General features: G+C 58.5%; 16 protein-coding genes. 2 read left to right on the forward strand and 14 right to left on the reverse strand.

Annotated elements, in window-relative coordinates; genetic code table 11:
- Nucleotides 1-3: 3 nt before the first annotated feature.
- The 12 genes from A3OW_RS0116300 to ndhC are packed head-to-tail and all read right to left on the reverse strand — an operon-like array spanning nucleotide 4 to nucleotide 12,926.
- On the reverse strand, nucleotides 4-1,491 hold the full coding sequence (locus A3OW_RS0116300; RefSeq protein ID WP_020564515.1) for a complex I subunit 4 family protein: 1,488 nt from the start codon (nucleotides 1,489-1,491) through the stop codon (nucleotides 4-6).
- Nucleotides 1,488-3,314, reverse strand: coding sequence for an NADH-quinone oxidoreductase subunit L (gene nuoL, locus A3OW_RS0116305; protein ID WP_020564516.1), 1,827 nt, complete (start codon nucleotides 3,312-3,314; stop codon nucleotides 1,488-1,490). The genes A3OW_RS0116300 and nuoL overlap by 4 nt, the downstream gene beginning before the upstream one ends.
- Nucleotides 3,315-3,326: 12 nt before the next feature.
- Complete coding sequence (nuoK, locus tag A3OW_RS0116310) at nucleotides 3,327-3,635, reverse strand: NADH-quinone oxidoreductase subunit NuoK (RefSeq protein WP_020564517.1); 309 nt, start codon at nucleotides 3,633-3,635, stop codon at nucleotides 3,327-3,329.
- Nucleotides 3,632-4,150 (reverse strand): NADH-quinone oxidoreductase subunit J, encoded by a 519-nt coding sequence (gene nuoJ, locus A3OW_RS0116315; RefSeq protein WP_020564518.1) that lies wholly within the window; start codon nucleotides 4,148-4,150, stop codon nucleotides 3,632-3,634. Before nuoJ ends, nuoK begins: the two co-directional genes overlap by 4 nt.
- 10 nt (nucleotides 4,151-4,160) lie before the next feature.
- Nucleotides 4,161-4,676, reverse strand: a complete 516-nt coding sequence (gene nuoI / locus A3OW_RS0116320; RefSeq protein ID WP_020564519.1) for an NADH-quinone oxidoreductase subunit NuoI — start codon at nucleotides 4,674-4,676, stop codon at nucleotides 4,161-4,163.
- A gap of 10 nt (nucleotides 4,677-4,686) precedes the next feature.
- Entirely contained in the window at nucleotides 4,687-5,643 is a 957-nt protein-coding gene (gene nuoH / locus A3OW_RS0116325; protein WP_020564520.1) for an NADH-quinone oxidoreductase subunit NuoH, read from the reverse strand.
- Entirely contained in the window at nucleotides 5,640-8,309 is a 2,670-nt protein-coding gene (nuoG, locus tag A3OW_RS0116330; protein ID WP_020564521.1) for an NADH-quinone oxidoreductase subunit NuoG, read from the reverse strand. The genes nuoH and nuoG overlap by 4 nt, the downstream gene beginning before the upstream one ends.
- On the reverse strand, nucleotides 8,309-9,580 hold the full coding sequence (gene nuoF, locus A3OW_RS0116335) for an NADH-quinone oxidoreductase subunit NuoF (protein WP_020564522.1): 1,272 nt from the start codon (nucleotides 9,578-9,580) through the stop codon (nucleotides 8,309-8,311). Before nuoF ends, nuoG begins: the two co-directional genes overlap by 1 nt.
- Nucleotides 9,581-9,583: 3 nt before the next feature.
- Nucleotides 9,584-10,060 carry an NADH-quinone oxidoreductase subunit NuoE gene (gene nuoE / locus A3OW_RS0116340; RefSeq protein ID WP_020564523.1) on the reverse strand — a complete coding sequence of 159 codons (477 nt, stop codon included), beginning with the start codon at nucleotides 10,058-10,060 and terminating at the stop codon, nucleotides 9,584-9,586.
- 1 nt (nucleotide 10,061) lies between these two features.
- Nucleotides 10,062-11,840: an NADH-quinone oxidoreductase subunit C/D gene (gene nuoC, locus A3OW_RS0116345; protein ID WP_020564524.1), complete on the reverse strand. Its 1,779-nt coding sequence runs from the start codon at nucleotides 11,838-11,840 to the stop codon at nucleotides 10,062-10,064.
- A 30-nt stretch (nucleotides 11,841-11,870) separates the two neighbouring features.
- Complete coding sequence (locus A3OW_RS0116350; RefSeq protein WP_020564525.1) at nucleotides 11,871-12,509, reverse strand: NuoB/complex I 20 kDa subunit family protein; 639 nt, start codon at nucleotides 12,507-12,509, stop codon at nucleotides 11,871-11,873.
- Between the two features lie 3 nt (nucleotides 12,510-12,512).
- Complete coding sequence (ndhC, locus tag A3OW_RS0116355; RefSeq protein WP_020564526.1) at nucleotides 12,513-12,926, reverse strand: NADH-quinone oxidoreductase subunit A; 414 nt, start codon at nucleotides 12,924-12,926, stop codon at nucleotides 12,513-12,515.
- A 572-nt stretch (nucleotides 12,927-13,498) separates the two neighbouring features.
- Here ndhC and A3OW_RS0116365 point away from each other — a divergent pair.
- Entirely contained in the window at nucleotides 13,499-14,656 is a 1,158-nt protein-coding gene (locus A3OW_RS0116365; RefSeq protein WP_157385921.1) for an endonuclease/exonuclease/phosphatase family protein, read from the forward strand.
- Between the two features lie 310 nt (nucleotides 14,657-14,966).
- Here A3OW_RS0116365 and A3OW_RS27975 read toward each other — a convergent pair whose 3' ends face one another.
- The gene (locus A3OW_RS27975; RefSeq protein ID WP_157385922.1) at nucleotides 14,967-15,182 is read right to left on the reverse strand and encodes a hypothetical protein; all 216 of its coding nucleotides are present in this window, start codon (nucleotides 15,180-15,182) and stop codon (nucleotides 14,967-14,969) included.
- 72 nt (nucleotides 15,183-15,254) lie between these two features.
- Nucleotides 15,255-15,701 carry a PBECR3 domain-containing polyvalent protein gene (locus A3OW_RS0116370; RefSeq protein ID WP_020564529.1) on the reverse strand — a complete coding sequence of 149 codons (447 nt, stop codon included), beginning with the start codon at nucleotides 15,699-15,701 and terminating at the stop codon, nucleotides 15,255-15,257.
- A 183-nt stretch (nucleotides 15,702-15,884) separates the two neighbouring features.
- On the opposite strand from A3OW_RS0116370, the gene A3OW_RS0116375 reads away from it, so the two are divergent.
- Complete coding sequence (locus tag A3OW_RS0116375; protein WP_020564530.1) at nucleotides 15,885-18,041, forward strand: LPD3 domain-containing protein; 2,157 nt, start codon at nucleotides 15,885-15,887, stop codon at nucleotides 18,039-18,041.
- Nucleotides 18,042-18,139 lie beyond the last annotated feature (98 nt).

An 18,139-nucleotide genomic window follows, 5' to 3' on the forward strand; every position in this document is an offset into this window, starting at 1 on the left:
GCTTTATCCGGATAAAAACTGCACGGCCTGCATTAAAGCCGGAGCCGCCGTGTTCAGCAGCGGCTGCGGATGGAGTCCGAGCCATAGCGTGGCGAGCATGAGAATGCCCATGGCCGCCAGCTCCCGGCGAGTAAAATCGGGCAGCGGACCGGTGGCGGCATAGGTCCCGTGAAACACTTTTTGAATGACGATCAGGGCATACACCGGAGCCAGAACGAGCACCGCGGAAGTTAACGCCGTGATGGCGACACTGACCTTGAAGGCGCCCGCCAACACCAGAAATTCGCCGATGAAATTGCCGAGTCCCGGCAGTCCCAGCGAGGCGATGGCGAAGAATAAGGCGATGGCCGAGAGCCTCGGGGCTACCGACCAGAAGCCCCCCATCCGGCTCATCTCCCGTGTGTGCAAACGCTCCTGCAAGGCACCGGCAATCATGAACAGGGCCGCCGCGCTGATGCCGTGAGCCAGCATCGTAACGACCGAGCCCTGCAATGCCGCCAGATTCCAGCAAAAGGCCCCCACCAGCACAAAGCCCATATGGCTGATGCTGGTATAGGCGATCAAACGCTTCAGATCGGACTGGGCGAAAGCGGTCACGGCCGCATAAAGCACGCTGATCGCGCCCAGACTCATGGCGACCGGCGCGAACTGGGCGGCCGCTTCCGGGAACAAGGGGATGACGAAACGCAACAAGCCGTAAGCCCCGGTTTTCAGCATGACCCCGGCCAGGATGACGCTGCCTCCGGTGGGCGCCTGGGTATGGGCATCCGGCAGCCAGGTATGGAACGGCACCGACGGCAGCTTGACCGTAAACGCAATGAAAAAGCCCAGCATCAGCCAGAAGGCGGCGTCAGGATCGATCCTTGCTCCGAGCAGATCGAAATAGTCGAAGCTGAGAGAACCGGCCGACGTCCGGTTAAACAGCGCCAGCGCGACGATCGACAGCAGCATCAGCAAACCGCTCACCTGAGTGAAAATAAAAAATTTGATGCCGGCCACAATACGGTTTTCATGGCCCCAGAGCGTAATCAAAAAATACATCGGCAGGATCATCACTTCCCAGAAGAAAAAGAACAGGAATAAATCGACCGCCAAAAAAACACCCACCGTGCCGGCCAAGCAGAACAAGAGATTGAAATAAAAAAATCCCTGGCGATGCCGGATCTCGGTCCAGGAACTGCTCACGGCCATGACGCCGAGCACCACGGTCAGCGCGATCAACAGCAGGCTCAGCCCGTCCAGCGCCAGATGAAAATGGATGCCGAAACGGGAAATCCATTCTTGTTTGAAGTCGGCCAGCCAGACGGGAGACTCGGCGGCGGCCAGATCGGGAGAGGATCCGGTCAGCTTGTATTGCCGGACGACCAGGACCGCTTCGATGGCCAGAGCCGCCAGCGAGACGGCGCGCGGCGCGCCCGGATGCCAGCGTTCGAGTCCCCAGGCCAGAAGCCCTCCCAACAACAGCACGGCGATCAGCGCAACCAGGATCATGACAGCAAACTCAGGGCAAGAATGAAGACGGCCCCGACCCCCATCGAAGCGGCGTACCGACGTAGCCGGCCGTTCTGGGTGGCGCCGGCGATACGGTGGAGATGTCGAGCGAGAAGGACGATCCCGGCATAGCCGGCGTCGACGACGTCGTTTTTATTGAGCTCGGCCAACGCCTTGAACGGGCGTACCCATAACCGGCCGTAAAGCCGGTCGAACGCCCAGCCGTCGTACCAGAACTGCTGAACCGGCTTCAGCCATTCGTTCGAAGCCAGGCGCAGCTCCGTCCCCCAGCCGGTAAGATAAAGCAAAAAGGCGATCAGCAGTCCGGTAATCGGCGCGGCCACGGTGATGAAGGCAGCCCAGACGGACCGGCTTTCGCCTTCAATCGAGCCCGGAAACACCGAATCCAGCGGAATCTGCAACAGGCCGCCGATCAAAGCCAGAAGTCCCAGCAGCAGCAACGGCCCGCGCATGCGCCAGTCGAGCGCGGTATCCAGACGGGCGCGGTCGGGACCGAAAAAGGCGACGAAGACCAGGCGAAAACTGTAAATGCCGGTCACGAGGGCTCCGAAACAGGCCGCCGCCCATAAGACGGGCGAGACGGCGAGAGCGCCCATCAGAATCTCGTGCTTGCTGTAATAGCCCGACGTGAACGGCAGACCCGACAAGGCCGCGCTGCCGATGACGAAACTCCAGAAGGCGACCGGCATGGCCTTGCGCAGGCCGCCCATCCTGAAAATGTTGTGCTCGTGATGAAAGCCGAAGATCACCGCACCCGCCGCCAGGAACAGCAAAGCCTTGAAGAAAGCATGCGTCATCAGATGGAAGATGCCGGCCGACCAGGCGCCGACGCCCAGCGCGAGAAACATGTAGCCGATCTGGCTGATGGTCGAATATGCCAGAATGCGCTTGATGTCGGTCTGCGCCAGCGCGGCAAAGCCGGCAAGCAGCAAGGTGGCCGCTCCGATCAGCGCGACGACGAACTGGACGGAAGGCGCCATCAGAAACAAAGGATGGGTCCGGGCGATCAGATAAACGCCGGCCGTCACCATCGTGGCGGCATGGATCAGGGCGCTGACCGGCGTAGGACCGGCCATCGCATCGGGCAGCCAGGTTTGCAGCGGCAGTTGCGCCGATTTGCCCACAGCTCCGCCCAGCAGCAGCGCCGAGACCGCGACCGGCCACATCTCTCCCGGTTTCCAGAGAGCTTCGGCTTTCCGCATGACCGACGGAACGTCGAGCGTTTGCAATTGGGCCAGCAGCAACAACAAGCCGAGCAAGAGAAAGGTGTCGCCCACGCGCGTCATCACGAATGCCTTGCGCGCCGCATACCCGTTTTCCGGATTTTCATACCAGAAGCCGATCAGAAGATAGCTGCCCAGTCCGACGCCTTCCCAGCCGAGGTACAATACGGCCAGGTTGTCGGCCAAAACGAGCACCAGCATGGCGAAGACGAACAGGTTCATATAGGCGAAAAACCGGGAATAACCGGGATCGGCTTCCATGAAGGCTGCGGAATAAACGTGAATCAAAAGGCCTACCCCGGTCACCACCCAGAGCATCGTCAGCGACAACGCATCCAGATACAGCGCAAACGGCACGGTCAGATCGTCCACCGCCAGCCACGATGCGACCGTCAAACGGAAAGGTTCGCCGTTTCCGGTCAGATAATCGGCGCCGACCCAGGCCGAGACGGCTGCCGACAAGCCGACGGAGCCGGCGCCGATCCAGGCGACGGCGGACTTGTTAAAGCGGCTGCCGAACAACGCCAGAAGCAAAAATCCGGCTAACGGGAACAGCGGTACCAACCAGAGCAACGTCATCGCGAGTGCCTCCTAGCCTTTCATTTCGCTGACCGCGTCGGCGTCCAGCGTGTGCAGGCGCCGGAAAATCTGTAGAACCAGGCCCAGGCCGATGCCGACCTCGGCCGCCGCCAGCGTCAGGATCAGCAAAAACAGGATTTGTCCGTCCGGCTGGCCCCATCTCGATCCGGCCACGATGAAAGCCAGGCCGGTCGCGTTCAGCATGATTTCGAGCGACATCAGAATAAAAACCAGATTCCGGCGCACCAGCACGCCGATCAATCCCAGCACGAACAGCACGGCGGCCAGCAGCAAACCGTATTCCATCGGAATTCCGCTCATGATTTTTTCTCTCCCCTGCTTTTTTTGATCTCGGTCCGGCCCAGATGATAGGCTCCGACCAGGCCTGCGAGCAGCAGCATCGACGCCAATTCCACCGCCAGCAGATAGGGTCCGTACAAGGCGATCCCCACCTCTTTCGAAGTGACCCGATGACCCGTCTGCAGGGAGTCGCTGCCGAAAATGATCACCAGCATTTCCGCCAGCAAAACGACCCCGAGCAAGGAAGGGCCGAGCCACGCGCGCGGCTGGAGCCATGCATGCTCCTGGTCTACCGTCTTTTGGCCCTGGTTGAGCATCATGACGACAAAAACGAACATCACCATGATGGCGCCCGCATAAATGATGACTTCCAGCACGGCAGCGAAGTGCGCTCCCAGCAAAAAGAAAATGACTCCGACGGACAACAGGGACAGGATCAGATACAGCAGGCTGTGCACCGCATTGAAACCGGTCAGCGTCATTACGGTCGCGAAAACGGCGACGGCCGAGGTGATGTAAAACAAGATCAATTCCACAGGCGCCTCCTCACGGCATCAGCGTTTTTACATCCACCGGCGGGTTTTCGTTCTCGGCCTGTCCTTTGTCCTTGCCGCCGACGGTCATGCCGGCCACGCGGTAGAAATTGTAATCGTGGTACTTGCCGGTGCCGTTTATCAACAGGTGCTCCTTTTCGTAAACCATGTTCTGCCGGTCGTATTCGCACATTTCAAAATCCGGCGTCAGTTGAATCGCGTAGGTGGGGCAGGCTTCCTCGCAGAAACCGCACAGGATGCAGCGAGAAAAATTGATCCGGAAGAAAGACGGATACCAGCGCCCGTTTTCGTCTTCGGCTTTCTGCAGCGCAATGCAGTCCACCGGGCACGCCACGGCGCAAAGATTGCAGGCGACGCAGCGCTCCTCGCCGTCCGGATCGCGAGTCAGCACGATGCGCCCCCGGTAGCGGGGAAACAGCGCCGGCTTCCGGTCCGGATAGGGTACCGTATCGGGCTTGGTGAAGGTATGCTTCAAGACTTCCCACAAGGTGCGCAATTGGCTGAACATGGTTTCTCCTTCAGGTTGCGGCCAGCACCACCGCGCCGGTAGCGAGCAGATTCAACAGCGCCACCGGCAGCATGACTTTCCAGCCGAAGGCCATCAATTGGTCGTAGCGTGGGCGGGGCAGCGCGCCTCTGATCAATATGAAAAATACGATGCCGACGGCGGTTTTCAGACAGAACCAGACCAGCGGCGGCAGCCAGGCCGGTCCCAGCCAGCCGCCGAAGAACAGGGTCACGATGACGGCAGAAGTCAGGGTAACGCCGAGATATTCGCCGACGAAAAACATGCCGAATTTCATGCCCGAATATTCGGTATGGAAGCCGGCGATCAGCTCCTGCTCGGCTTCGGGCAGATCGAACGGGCCGCGGCGGCTTTCGGCTACGGCCGCGACCAGGAACACGAGGAAGCCCAAAAACTGGGGCAGGATGAACCAGCCGCCTTGTTGGGCTTCGACGATCTCGCGCAGATTGAACGTCCCGGACAGCATCACCACGCCCATGACCGAAATGCCCATGAACACCTCGTAGCTGACGGTCTGGGCGGCGGCGCGCAGACTGCCGAGCAGCGAATATTTATTGTTGGAAGCATAGCCCGCCAGCACGACGCTATAGACCGACAGCGAAGTCAGCGCCAGAAAATAAAGGAGGCCGAAATTGAAATCGATGATGCCGACGCCCGGCGCAAACGGGATCACGGCAAAGCCGGTGAGCATGGTGATGAAGACGATCGTGGGCGCCAGCACGAATACAAGTTGGTCGGCAAAAGGCGGAATCCAGTCTTCCTTGAAAAACATCTTGATCATGTCGGCAACGACCTGAAGCAAACCGAAAGGACCAACTCGATTGGGTCCGAGCCGGTCCTGCCAGATCGCCAGCAGGCGCCGTTCCACCCAGATCAGCAGCGCCGCCACGAAGATTACCGACAGCAGAATGCCGACGATGTCCAGCGCTCCGCCCAGACCCGTATTCATCGCGATGCCTCCTCTGTATTTTTCTTCAATGTCACCTTTTCGAAAGGACGGAATCCCAAAGTTTCCGGCAAGCCGGCCGTGAGCCCCACGCATCCTTCAGGAAACGCCGGCTCGATGCGCACCGGCAAAACAAGTACCGAAGCGTCCGAAACACTGTGCATTTCGATCCTATCGCCGGGGGCTATGCCCAGCGTTTCGGCGTCGGTCCGGCTCAGGAGAACGCCGGGGTTCGGCGCGCGCTCGCCGATCGGCGGCGACCGCCGGCTCAACTCCTCGCTGCCGAAAATATGCGGCAGCAACAGGAGGCGCCATCGACCGCTTTCCGGCTTGAAAGGTTCGGGAATTTCCCGGAACCAGTCGCCGCCGCCGGCCGCTTCGATCAGCCGGACGCCGTAATCGCCGCCGCGCAAATGCCCGCCGATTTCGTCCTGAAACTTGTTGACGGCCTGGTTGGAGTTCCAGCCGGGCGCCCAGACGACCGGTTCCAGCGCCGCCGGCACGTCGGCGGTTGCGCCTTCCATCGAGAAGGCGAACGGAGTTTCCGGATCGGCCGGGCGTTGCGATTCGCTGACTTTGACGTGAGCCCGCATCGCGGTGCGGCCGCTGTAGCGGTGGGGCTGGCGCGGAATCTTCATGCCGTCGACGGTAAAGTCCGCGCCGGGGGCTGCCCGGATGATCGCGGCCAGTTCCGGAAAGGTTTCGGCGCAGGCGGCGGTCAGGGTATCGAAACTCAGGTCTTTTCTGCCGGAGGACAGCCATTGCCAACTGCTGCGCACCGGCTCCGGCGCCGGGTAGATCTGGAAGAAGCGCTGCGCCCTGCCCTCGCTGTTGACAAGTGTGCCGTCGGATTCGGCGAAAGTGGCGGCCGGCAGCACCAGCGCGGCTTTTTCCGACGTCATGCTGCTCAAACAGTCGATGACCGCCACTTGCTGCCCAGCCTGTAAAAAGGCATCGACTTCTTCCTTCGGAGCGCGTCGATAGAGATCGTTTTCGAGAATAATCACATGGCCGGCTTCCCGTATCCGTTCGAACGCATGGCGCAGCCTTTTTCCACCCATCAAGACCAGACCCAGGCTGTTGCATTCGGGTACCGTGAACACCAGGCCTGTGTCTTTTGCCGGCAAGGCCTTGGCTACGTTGTAGGCGGCCTCAATGACCGCAAGGCTATGGCAGGCCGTGCCCGATACCACCAGCGGCCGTTGCGCCTGGCTCAGGCTCTTGCCGATTCTTTCAGCCAGGGCCTGCATGGCCTCGGACAGATCGGCGGGTGCCGGCGCCCTGGGATCGATCTGGTGCGCGACGGCGAAGCCCAGCCGGGCGACGTCTTCCGGAGCGCCCCGGTAAACGGCCTCGGCGGCATCGTCCAGAGACGTCGCGCAAACGCTGGCGACATACAAAGGGCTGCGATAGTCGATCTGCTGTTCGCGGACCGGCTTGTCGAGCCAGGGCGGTATGTTCACGCTTCTGGCCCGGTCGAAGGCGGCATTGCGCACCGCCTGGCGCAGCGATAACGCCAGACGGGGAGCGCTGTGGGTGAGGTCTTCGCCTAGGATCAACACCGCATCGGACTGCTCGGTCTCGCGCAAGGAAGGCGACCGAATGCCGCCTTCGCGCAAAAGATCGGCGATGGCTTCGAGCAGCGAATGTTCGGCGTCGTCCAGGCCGAGATAGAAGTTTTCCTGGCCGACTCGGCTGCGCAAGGCAAAATTGGCTTCGAGCGAAGCGCGCGGCGAGCCGATGCCGATCGCGCCGCCGTTCAGCCAGCTTCGAAAATGCTGCTCGGCCGCTTCAGTAGTCAGGTCGGGCCGGCCGTAGAGGCGCGGCTGGAGAATGCGTTCGGGACTGTTGACGAAGCCGTAGCCGAAGCGGCCGCGGTCGCAGAGAAAATAGCCGTTGATCTCGCCGTTATAACGGTTGACGATTCGTCTGAGCTCGCCGTAGCGTTCGCCGGGCGCCGTATTGCAGCCCAGGCCGCAGTGCACGCAGACCGAAGGCGCCGTCTGCAGGTCCCATTTTCGCGTGTAATGCGCGCTGAACGTCCGGTCGGTGAAAACGCCGGTGGGACAGACTTCGGCCAGATTGCCGCTGAATTCGTTTTCCAGCGCGCCGTCTTCGAAACGCCCGAAATAGACGTTGTTGTGTATGCCGAAGACCTGGAGATCGCGGCCTCCGGCGTAGTCGTCGTAAAAACGCACGCAGCGGTAACAGGCGATGCAACGGTTCATTTCATGATTGATGAAAGGCCCCAGATACTGGTTTTTATGGGTGCGCTTCCTACCGCGGTAACGGCGCACGGTATGACCGGACATCAGCGTCATGTCCTGCAAGTGGCATTCGCCGCCTTCTTCGCACACCGGGCAATCGTGCGGATGGTTGATCATCAGCAGCTCGATGTTGTCCCGGCGGAACTGCCGTGCCGCTTCGGCCTGAAGCGAGACGCGGAGCCCGTCCGTCACCGGAGTCATGCAGGCCATCACGAGGCGCCCTCGGTTGTCTGCCGGATCCCGGTACTGTACGACCGCGCACTGCCGGCAGGCGCCGACCGAGCCCAGCGCCGGATGCCAGCAAAAATACGGCAGATCCAGCCCCAGTTCGAGGCAGGTCGGCAGCAGGCTTTCGCCCTCCTTGACCCGATACTGCACGCCGTCGATGTCGATAGTAACCATCAGCCCCTCCCGGCAGCGGTGATGTAGCGTTCGAAGTCTTCTCGAAAAAATTTCAGGGCGCTTTGCAAAGGCTCCATCGCTCCCGGAGCCAATGCGCAAAACGTATTGCCGAGCCCCATCATGCGCGTCAGGCTCGACAGCGTGGCGAGGTCCTCCATGCGGCCCCGGCCCTCGATGAGGTCCTGCAGCAGGGTGACCGTCCAGGGCAGCCCGTCCCGGCACGGCGTGCACCAGCCGCACGATTCCTGGGCAAAGAACTGTTCGAGGTTCAGCACCATTTGCACCGGGCAGGTCTTGTCGTCGAGGATAATGAGAGTGCCGGTGCCCAGACGGCTGCCGGCCTTGGCCACGGCTTCGTAATCCATGGCGACGTCGAGGTGCTCGGGCAGCAGAAAATCGGTCGAGGCGCCGCCGGGCAGAAAAGCCCGAAGCGAGAATCCCGTCTTCATGCCGCCGGCGTATTCTTCGATGATTTCCCTGACGGGCGTTCCGATAGGCAATTCCCAAAGGCCGGGACGCCTGACCCGGCCGCTGGCTCCGAACAGCTTGGTGCCCCGGTCGGAACCGCGCCCGAGCTGTCGATACCATTCGACTCCGTAACGGAAGATGTGCGGCACGTTGCACAGGGTTTCGACATTATTGACCACGGTGGGCTTGCCCCAGAGCCCGCTGACCACGGAAAAAGGAGGCTTGGTGCGGGGATGGGCGCGCCTGCCTTCCAGCGCATTGATCAGCGCCGTTTCCTCGCCGCAGATGTAACGGCCGGCGCTGGTGTGGAGATGAATGTCCAGGCTGAAATCCGAGTCCAGGATGCGCTCGCCCAGATAGCCTTTGGCCCGAGCTTCCGCCAAGGCCTGGCCCAGCCGCTGCGCGGCCAGATGATATTCGGCGCGCAAGAAAATGTAGGCCGTCCGTGCCTGAATCGCATAGGCGGCGATGATCATGCCTTCGAGCAATTGGTGCGGGTCTTTTTCCAGCAAGAGCCGGTCCTTGAACGTACCGGGTTCCATTTCGTCGGCGTTGGCGATCAGGTAATGGGGCTGGCCGTCGTCCAGAGGAACCAGACTCCATTTGAGTCCGGTCGAGAATCCGGCTCCCCCACGCCCTCGAAGTCCTGCGTCCTTGACCCGCTGCTGCACTTCTTTCGGCTGTATTTCCTTCAGCACCTTGCGCAGGCCCTGGTAACCACCGGTGCGTTCGTAGTCGGCCAGCGTCGCGAAGGCCCGGTCCGGCCGGATGTTCTGAGTCAGAGGCTTGTTTCTGTTTTCCATGAGTCACCTGTCCAGGATCCGGTCGATAAGGTCGTCCGTGGCGTCGGGTATCAGCTTTTCACCCATCAGCAGGGCCGGAGCGTGATCGCAGGCGCCCAGGCAGACGATCGGCAGCAGCGTGTATTCGCCGTCCGCCGTGGTTTCTCCCGGTTCGATCCGCAACCTGTGGCACAGGCGCTCCCGGATTCGGTCGGCGCCCATGATCCAGCAACTGACGCTGTTGCAATAATGGATGACCGTTTTGCCCACCGGTTGCCGATAGATCAGGTTGTAAAAGGTCGCCACGGCTTCCAGTTGCGCCGGCGCCACGTTCAGGAGTTCGGCCACGGCGACGAGCGATTCATCGGAAACCCAGCGCCGGTGTTTCTGCACGATTTTTAAGGCATCGATGGCGGCGGCCGCGGGATCCGGATAATGAGACAGCACGGCCCTGATCTCTTCGGTCTCGGCGGCGCTTAGGGCGGACATTCGTTCGTTCATGTCAGCGGTCCACGTCGGCCATGACGAAATCGATGCTGGCCAGGATCGCGACCAGATCGGGAATCATCATGCCCCGGCACATCTGCGGAATCATTTGCAGATGCGGAAAGGACGGGGTGCGTATGCGCGTACGGTAGGACATCGTGCTGCCGTCGCTGGTCAGGTAATAACCGTTGAGCCCCTTGGTCGCTTCGATCGTGACGCAGGCTTCTCCCGCCGGAATTACCGGCCCCCAACTGACGTTGAGAAAATGATCGATCAAGGTTTCAATGTCGTGCATTGTCCGTGCTTTGGGGGGCGGCGTGGTCAACGGATGGTCGGCCTTGTAGGGGCCTGAAGGCATGTTGTTCAAGCATTGCTTGATGATGCGGACGCTTTGCCGCATTTCCTCGACGCGCACGGCGCAGCGGTCGTAACAGTCGCCGTGCCGGCCGACGGGAATCTCGAAATCGTAATTTTCATAGCCCGAATAAGGCCGCGCCTTGCGGTAATCCCAGGCCAGGCCGGTCGCGCGCAGGCCCGCGCCGGTCGCGCTCCAGTCGATCGCTTCGGCGGTCGTGTAGCGTCCGATCCCTTGAGTGCGGCGCTTGATCGTGCCGTTTTGCATGACCATTTTATCGTACTGGTCGAGCCTCGCCGGCAGATAATCGACGAATTCGCGCACGAGCCTGTCCCAGCCTTCAGGCAAATCCAGCGCGACTCCGCCGATACGGAAATAGCTCGAATGCATGCGCGCGCCGCTGATCGATTCCATGATGTCGAAGACTTTTTCGCGATCGATGAACATGTAAAAGATCGGCGACATCTGGCCGATATCCTGGGCGAAAGTGCCGTAGAACAGCAGGTGGCTGGCGAGGCGGTAGAATTCGGCCACCATGACGCGGATGACCTGAGCGCGCTCGGGGACGGCAATGCCGGCCAGCCGCTCCACCGCCATCACGTACGGCAAATTGTTCATCGAGCCGCCCAGGTAATCGACCCGGTCGGTGTAGGGAATGTAGGTATGCCAGGACTGGCGCTCGCCCATCTTTTCTGCGCCGCGGTGATGGTAGCCGATGTCGGGTACGGCATCGACGATCTCCTCGCTGTCCAGTTGCAAGGCGATGCGGAACACGCCGTGCGCGCTCGGATGGTTGGGTCCGAGATTCAGAAACAGAAATTCGCTGTCGTCGCTGTGCCGCTGCATGCCCCATTCTTCCGGCACGAAGCGCAGCGCTTCCTGCTCCCGGTCCTCGCGCTCGTCGGACAGGCTGAACGGCGGCATTTCCGTCGCGCGCGCCGGATGATCCTTGCGCAGCGCATGGCCGGTCCAGGTCGGCGGCAACAGGATGCGCCGAAGATTGGGATGGCCTTCGAAGACAATGCCGAACATGTCCCATACCTCGCGCTCGTACCAATTGGCGGCAGGCCAGAGATCGCTGACGGTGGGCAGGAACAGCGCCTGTTCGGGCAGGGCTACCTTGATGCGGACGTCTTCGTTGCGTTCGAACGAGAGCAAGTGATAAATCACGGTAAAGGCGGCGGCCGGCAGCCCCTGACGATGAATGCGCACCCGTTCGTCGACCGCGGTCAGATCGAACAGCAGAGCGTAACCGGGTTTGATTTCGTGCTTTAGAAAGGCGAGAACGCTGCGGAGAATCTCTTTGCCGATCCATAGCGTGGGGATGCGATCGGCGGTAGCCTGAAAGGTAAGGCCGTCGCCGCCGAACCGGTTCGACAGTTCCAAGGCAACGAGGGGCAGCTCGTGGGCTTGGTCGATTGTCGTGGAACTGCTGTTCATCGCCTGTCTCCGGTTTAGCCGTGCGACCGTTTACACATGATCGGGGTCCCTCAATTGCGTGACGCGCATCCGTTCTTCGGTCAGCAAATCGCGCTGGCTGATTTTTTCCGCCTTGATCACGCCCTGATCGCCGACCACCCAGCTCAGAGGGCGCCTTTCCTCGCCGATGGCTTGCTGAAGCAGCATCAAGCCTTGCAGCAGCGCTTCGGGGCGCGGCGGACAACCCGGTACGTACACGTCTACCGGCAGAAACTTGTCCACGCCCTGCACTACGCTGTAGATGTCGTACATGCCGCCCGAGTTGGCGCAGGAACCCATCGAGATGACCCAGCGCGGCTCGAGCAACTGGTCGTACAGGCGCCGGATGACCGGAGCCATCTTGAGGAAAACGGTGCCTGAAATGACGATCAGGTCGGCCTGGCGGGGCGTGCCCCGGATGACTTCGGAACCGAAGCGGGCGATGTCGTGGCGGCTGGTAAAAGCGGTTGCCATTTCCACGTAACAGCACGAGAGCCCGAAGTTGAAAGGCCATACCGAGTGAGCCTGTCCCCAGGCCACCATGTCTTCCAGTTTGGCCAGGAAAAAATTGCGGCGCACCGCTTCTTCATAGGATTGATTTCCGGGTTTGGGAGCCTCGGAATGCTCGGCTTGGGTCAGATTCCAGCGCATCGTTCACCTCCGGTATTCCGCTTCGGCTCGCCGCTGCCGGCGGGTGCGCCAGTCGAGAGCGCCCGAAGCCCAAAGATAAATCAGCGAGATCAACAGTATGCCGATAAAGATCGCGGCTTCGATGAAGCCCGCCCAGCCCGATTCGCGAAAGGCCACCGCCCAGGCAAACAGAAACACGGACTCCATGTCGAAAATCACGAAAAAGATGGCCATCAGATAGAAGGGGATGGAGAAATGGATGTGGACGTCGCCGGTGGCGACGATGCCCGATTCGAAGGTTTCGTCCGCGGCTTTGGCACGGTGCCTCTGCCCCAGGACGTATGCGCCGCCCAGCATGATGCCGGCCACGGCGAGCACCGCGGCAAAATAGACGATTAGCGGCAGTAATTCCTCGGCAATTAAGGTTTCACTGTTCATCAGTCCCCCTGGTCGAATATCCTCATGAAACGCAGGCCGGCTTCCCGAATAATCTCGGAGGCGGCGTGCCCGCGCGGATAATGATCAACTTCTTCTGTTATTGTTGCGATCGCCGATCGGCAATCGCATCGGTTATTGTATAGGGTCCGTCCGTCGGTTGTTATCGCCAAAACCGACAGTCGGTTTATTAGACAAACATTCGTCGAAAAGTTTAAACGGATGTGAAATAAATTCAGCTTCGCCCTACGCAATCAAGGCAACAGAAGGTTTGATTTTTTATCAAGCCAATTTCATGCCAGCCGTCAAATTTTAGAAAGCCTTAGGTAAATCAAGGCCGTATATAGGGAATGCCGTCTTTTATCAAGATTCGATTCATATCCGGTGGGGAAAAGAACAAACGGCGCGGTGCATTTCAACTCATTGCCCGGATTCAGGCCAAGTGCTAGAGTACGTCAAGCGATTGGGCCAAGCCGGCTTTAACTGACCAACCACAATAAAATAAGGAGGCATTCTCGGCGACATCATTGCCTTAATCGATGGGCAAATTAACTTTAACCTTGGGGAGAAAAACAATGAAAACGTTATTTCGAGGGTTTGTCTGCGTCGTCTTGATCTCGGGCGCTTTGTCGGCATCGGCCGGAAACAAAATCAATGTCATGACGCTGAACCAGTACCTGGGAGCCGATTTGACGCCGATCCTGTCCGCACCGGACAGCGAAACGTTCAATACGAATCTGGTCGGGGTCCTGGCGCAGGTCGCAGAGACCGATTTCCGCTTGAGGGTTTTCGCGCAGGCCGAAGCGATAGCCCGGCGCTCGCCGGACATTCTGGCCTTGCAGGAAGTCTGGCAGTTAAGCTGCACCGACTTCGATTTCAACCCCGCCACCGGCTGTGAAGATCCGCTGATCGCCAATGCCTTCGTGGACCATCTGGAATTGACCTTGAAGGCGCTGAACCATCAAGGCGCCCGGTTCAAAACAGCCGCCTTGGTCAAGAATCTGGATCTGGAAAAGATCAATATTGCCGGTGTTCCGGGCATCGCTTTCAATATCAACGGCGTGGACGCCTTTCTGGTGGCCGTGGACCGGGATGCGATTCTGGTTCGGGACGGCATTCCCGCCCGCTCCGCCGACTTGTCCGGATGCGCGAAGCCGTCGGTCGACGGCTGCAATTATCAGGTCGTCGCCGAAGCCGAGACACCCTTGGGGCCGTTGGCGATCGAAAGAGGTTATATCGCTGTCGACGCCACGGTCGCCGGCAGGAATTACCGAATTTTCAACACCCATCTGGAAGTGAAGGGAGAAGACGTCGGCGATCCGCTCTTCACCTACTATCAGGCCTCGCAGGCTTACGAACTGATCCAATCCATCAGCCTGAACGCGCCGTTGAATCGATCCGTGCTCCTGCTCGGCGACATCAATTCCTCGCCGGATCAGTCGGACGACCTTACCAACGGCATCATCACGCCTTATCATCAACTGAGTGCCGAATATATCGACGTCTGGGACCTGAAGCCCGGCAATCCGCCCGGTTATACCTGCTGCCAGGTTGAGGACTTGAAGAATCGCCGATCCAACCTGTATGAACGGATCGACATGATTTTTTCCGCCGACGAGCCCGAGGCAGCCAGAAACGTACGGCTGATCGGCAACAAGCCTTTTGACAAAACTGTGCCCAAAGGGCTGTGGTTTTCCGATCATGCGGCCGTGGCGGCGGATTTGCTGTTTTAGTTGATATTGTGACGGGGCGGCGGTTGCCGCCGCCTCGAGAGGGATGGAGTGGGGTGGGAGTTTTTGCTTGCCTGCGGGGTGGAAGCATATGAGGCTTCGGTGTGAAGCCCGAGATAGCGGGCTTTTAACTACTCGAAAATATCGAGTAAGGATTGGTTCGGGGCGTTGCCTTCGGCCAGACAGGTTTCAAACCCTTTGGCGAACTGTCCGGTAACTGTCCGGGTCAAGGAAATAATGTCCGGACTCGTTCGGAAAAGTTGAGATATTGGCGGCTTGGAACAAGGAGATTGTGTGGCCATCCGGGGCGTAGTTACCCTTGGCGTTTTGATAAAAAAGAATCACCGTATTGTTTGACAAGATCTTCTCTGGCCAATAAACTGGCCTGTGATCTGGTACTGCGACCACGGCGATTGTTGCCATCTGTCCCCAGGTTAAAAGCCCTAGCCTCGTCTAGGGCTTTTTCATTTTTGGCGTAGACTTTTTCTCCTCCATATATAAAGCGCCTGCATAGTAATTCAGCGATCAATCACCGTCTTTTACCAGAGACGTTGTCGTGTGACCGCGTTATCGTTCTGATTATATTGCTGTTTTGTTTTAGCTAATTGAATTCTTCCGGCGTTTGGTCTATTGTAGTTTTATGCCCGCCATCGTTTCGGACGTTGGGACCGTCGGCAACGTGTTCCAGAACACGCTGAGCATCGGTCGTGGTGGGATACTTCCTCATCGATAGAGCCGCTAAATCCTTGCGTTTATTCCTAACGCTTTCGATAGACAAGAGTACTCCATCTCCGAATGCTTTCGTATAGGCTACTGTAGGCCTACCGTAAGAATCTAAAAGATCAAACCTGATACCGTCGTAATCCCTCACGATATCTGGAATCCGAGCGATATCCGCGTCAGTAATGGCCTGCTGTCCTCTTGGGTTTTCCGATGCCGAGTTCCCGTGATTTTTCTTGATATGGTTAATCCCATACCGGTCTATCGAATGTGAAAAATTAGCGTAATGCGGCGCATCGTTTGCTAATTTCTCACCGGCCTGTCCCAATAAAATAGCTTGAGTTTGATTCTCGCCACGATACAGAGACTGTTGACAGGCGCTGCAAGCAATCTGTTATTTAACGAAGTAGACATGCAGGCCCGAATCAAAGTGCTGGAGAATGCCTGATATCAGGAAGAAGCGGATCAGTATCGTGCGCACCTTGGGACATCACGGACTATTGCCGGGATCATGGGGTTCGGATTCGGCGCATGGGCGCATTTTTCCGCCAGACCGTCGGAAGTCGATGCTGCTTTAACCCTAAACGAAGCCCGCAGGATCGACGACAGCGCACCAGGACTCCCGACCGATGCGGCCGCCGCCAACGCCCATTACAGCGCCCTTCGCGATTCCTTGACCGCGCTGGAAAACGGCGAGGAAGTGACGGCCCGTGTCGATTCCTCCCGGTTCATTCCAGATCCGGTACGGGAAGCCGCCGATGCCGACCTACTGGTGATGGCCGGTAACCGGCTGACCCGTGAAGACCGGCAGCGGCTCGAATACGAAAAGGCCGATCTGGAATTCAAACTGAAGCAATTCGACGAGCAAGCCAACGCTTCCGGCTACACCAAACAAGATTTCATTGAGCAAGCCCGTTCTGAAAACCCCAAAGCGCCGGCGCGGAAAATCGCCAAGATTGCCGAACAACTGGCCGCCGAGGCCAAAGTCAATGACCGGGCCGACCTGCAAAGCATGTTGGAGCGGGCGAATAGCCAGCTTGAGAACGATGCGCAGGCGCGGGAGATGTTTGGTGAAATCGACCGCAGGGCCCAAAGAGCCCCCCGGAACGACTCACAGAAAGGAGAAAGCGTTTCACAGAAAGGAGAAAGCGTTTCCCAAGATAACGAAATCGATCCTTACTTGAGGGCTCGGCAAGAAGCCGCCGATACCCACGGAGAGTTGATCTATCAGGATGTGGTGCGCCGGCTCGAAAACGCGGGAGTTCACGACACAGAGCAGCGTTCCGCTTTCGGTCGATTGATGCAGCAAGTCATGTTGACCCAGTCCAGGAATGCCGGCCTGAGCCCGCATGAATTTTACCGGAAGTTTGGGGCGGATATAACGGCTAAAACCATGCCGGAACGGAGATTCAATCAACCTGAGAATACTGTTCTCGAAATTCCTGCGGACGCATTGGCCCCATTAGACGCAGACATTAAGCAGCTAAGGAAAGCAGCCGAGGCGTTTTATTTATCCGAATTATCAGAGAAGTCTGTTCAAAACGTTGATTTAGGGGAAGTAAAATTTAGTAAGCGAGGCTTAAAGAAGGCGATTTCAAGCAGTGCAAATCCACTAAAGCTTAGGTTATTTACCGTTATCAAAGCCGTTTTAGAACACGGGGAATTAAAGAGATCAGCGGATAATACGCATCTTGAACAGCATCCCAATATAAAGCGGTACCATTGGGTTCAAGCAGAAGTTAAGATAGGCGATGAGCTGGTGACGGTAGAAGTGAACGTGGAGGAGCATACCGATGGGAAACTCTACTACAATCACACATTACCTGGACGTGAATTTTTTCAGGGAGGCGTTCAGGATCGGAACCCCTCAATACCGGGGGTGGCTACGGACGCGGAACGCCAGCGCGTTATCGTGGAGCACCCTTCCGAAGATATAGGCCCCGATCCTTCGCAGGCAACAATAGCAAAGGATGGTGATAACGTCAACCTGCGCATTGTGGAACAAAAAAATAAAGGTTCTTACACCCCGGATAGCCGAACAATCTCATTATTCCAGTCCGCCAATGCCTCGACTTTCCTACACGAGTCCGGCCATTATTTCCTGGATCTTTACGGCCGCATGATCGATGCCGGCGTTGCGCCGGAAGGCGTACTCAAGGACATGCAAACTCTGATGGACTGGTTCGGCGTCAAGTCGGTAGACGACTGGCGGCGGATGTCTCTGGACGAACAACGCCCCTATCACGAACAGTTCGCCAAAGGATTTGAAACGTATTTAGCCGAAGGCAAAGCCCCGAACGATTCCTTGCGCGGCATCTTTGAGCAGCTCAAAACCTGGCTCAAGCAGGTCTATACCGACATTCAAGGCGCGCTCGGAGTGCATTTAACGGAAGACGTGAAAGGGGTCATGGCGCGGATCATCGATAACCAAGAACCGCGCCGGGAACTCACCACGGAAGACGCCCCGGACCTTGCCGCCGTCCGGCAACTGCTGGACACGCGCGGCGACGACTCTTTCACCTACCGCGACGAGGACGGCAACGAGACAACCGCCACTTTACGCGAATTACTGGATGAGATAGACCAAGACGTGAAGGACTCCAATAACTACGACTCGGCCCTGCAAGCCGCAATTACCTGCTTTATGCGTTTCGGAGATAACCCATGAGACAGGATTGCATTCAAGCGGTCTCGATAGCGCTGGGCCGAGCGCTGAAAGTCGGCGAAGCGCAAAAGATCGAGCAGCGCATCCGCGAACAAAAGATT

Origin of the sequence: Methylosarcina fibrata AML-C10, from assembly GCF_000372865.1 — a bacterium.
Taxonomy (GTDB): Bacteria; Pseudomonadota; Gammaproteobacteria; order Methylococcales; family Methylomonadaceae; genus Methylosarcina; species Methylosarcina fibrata.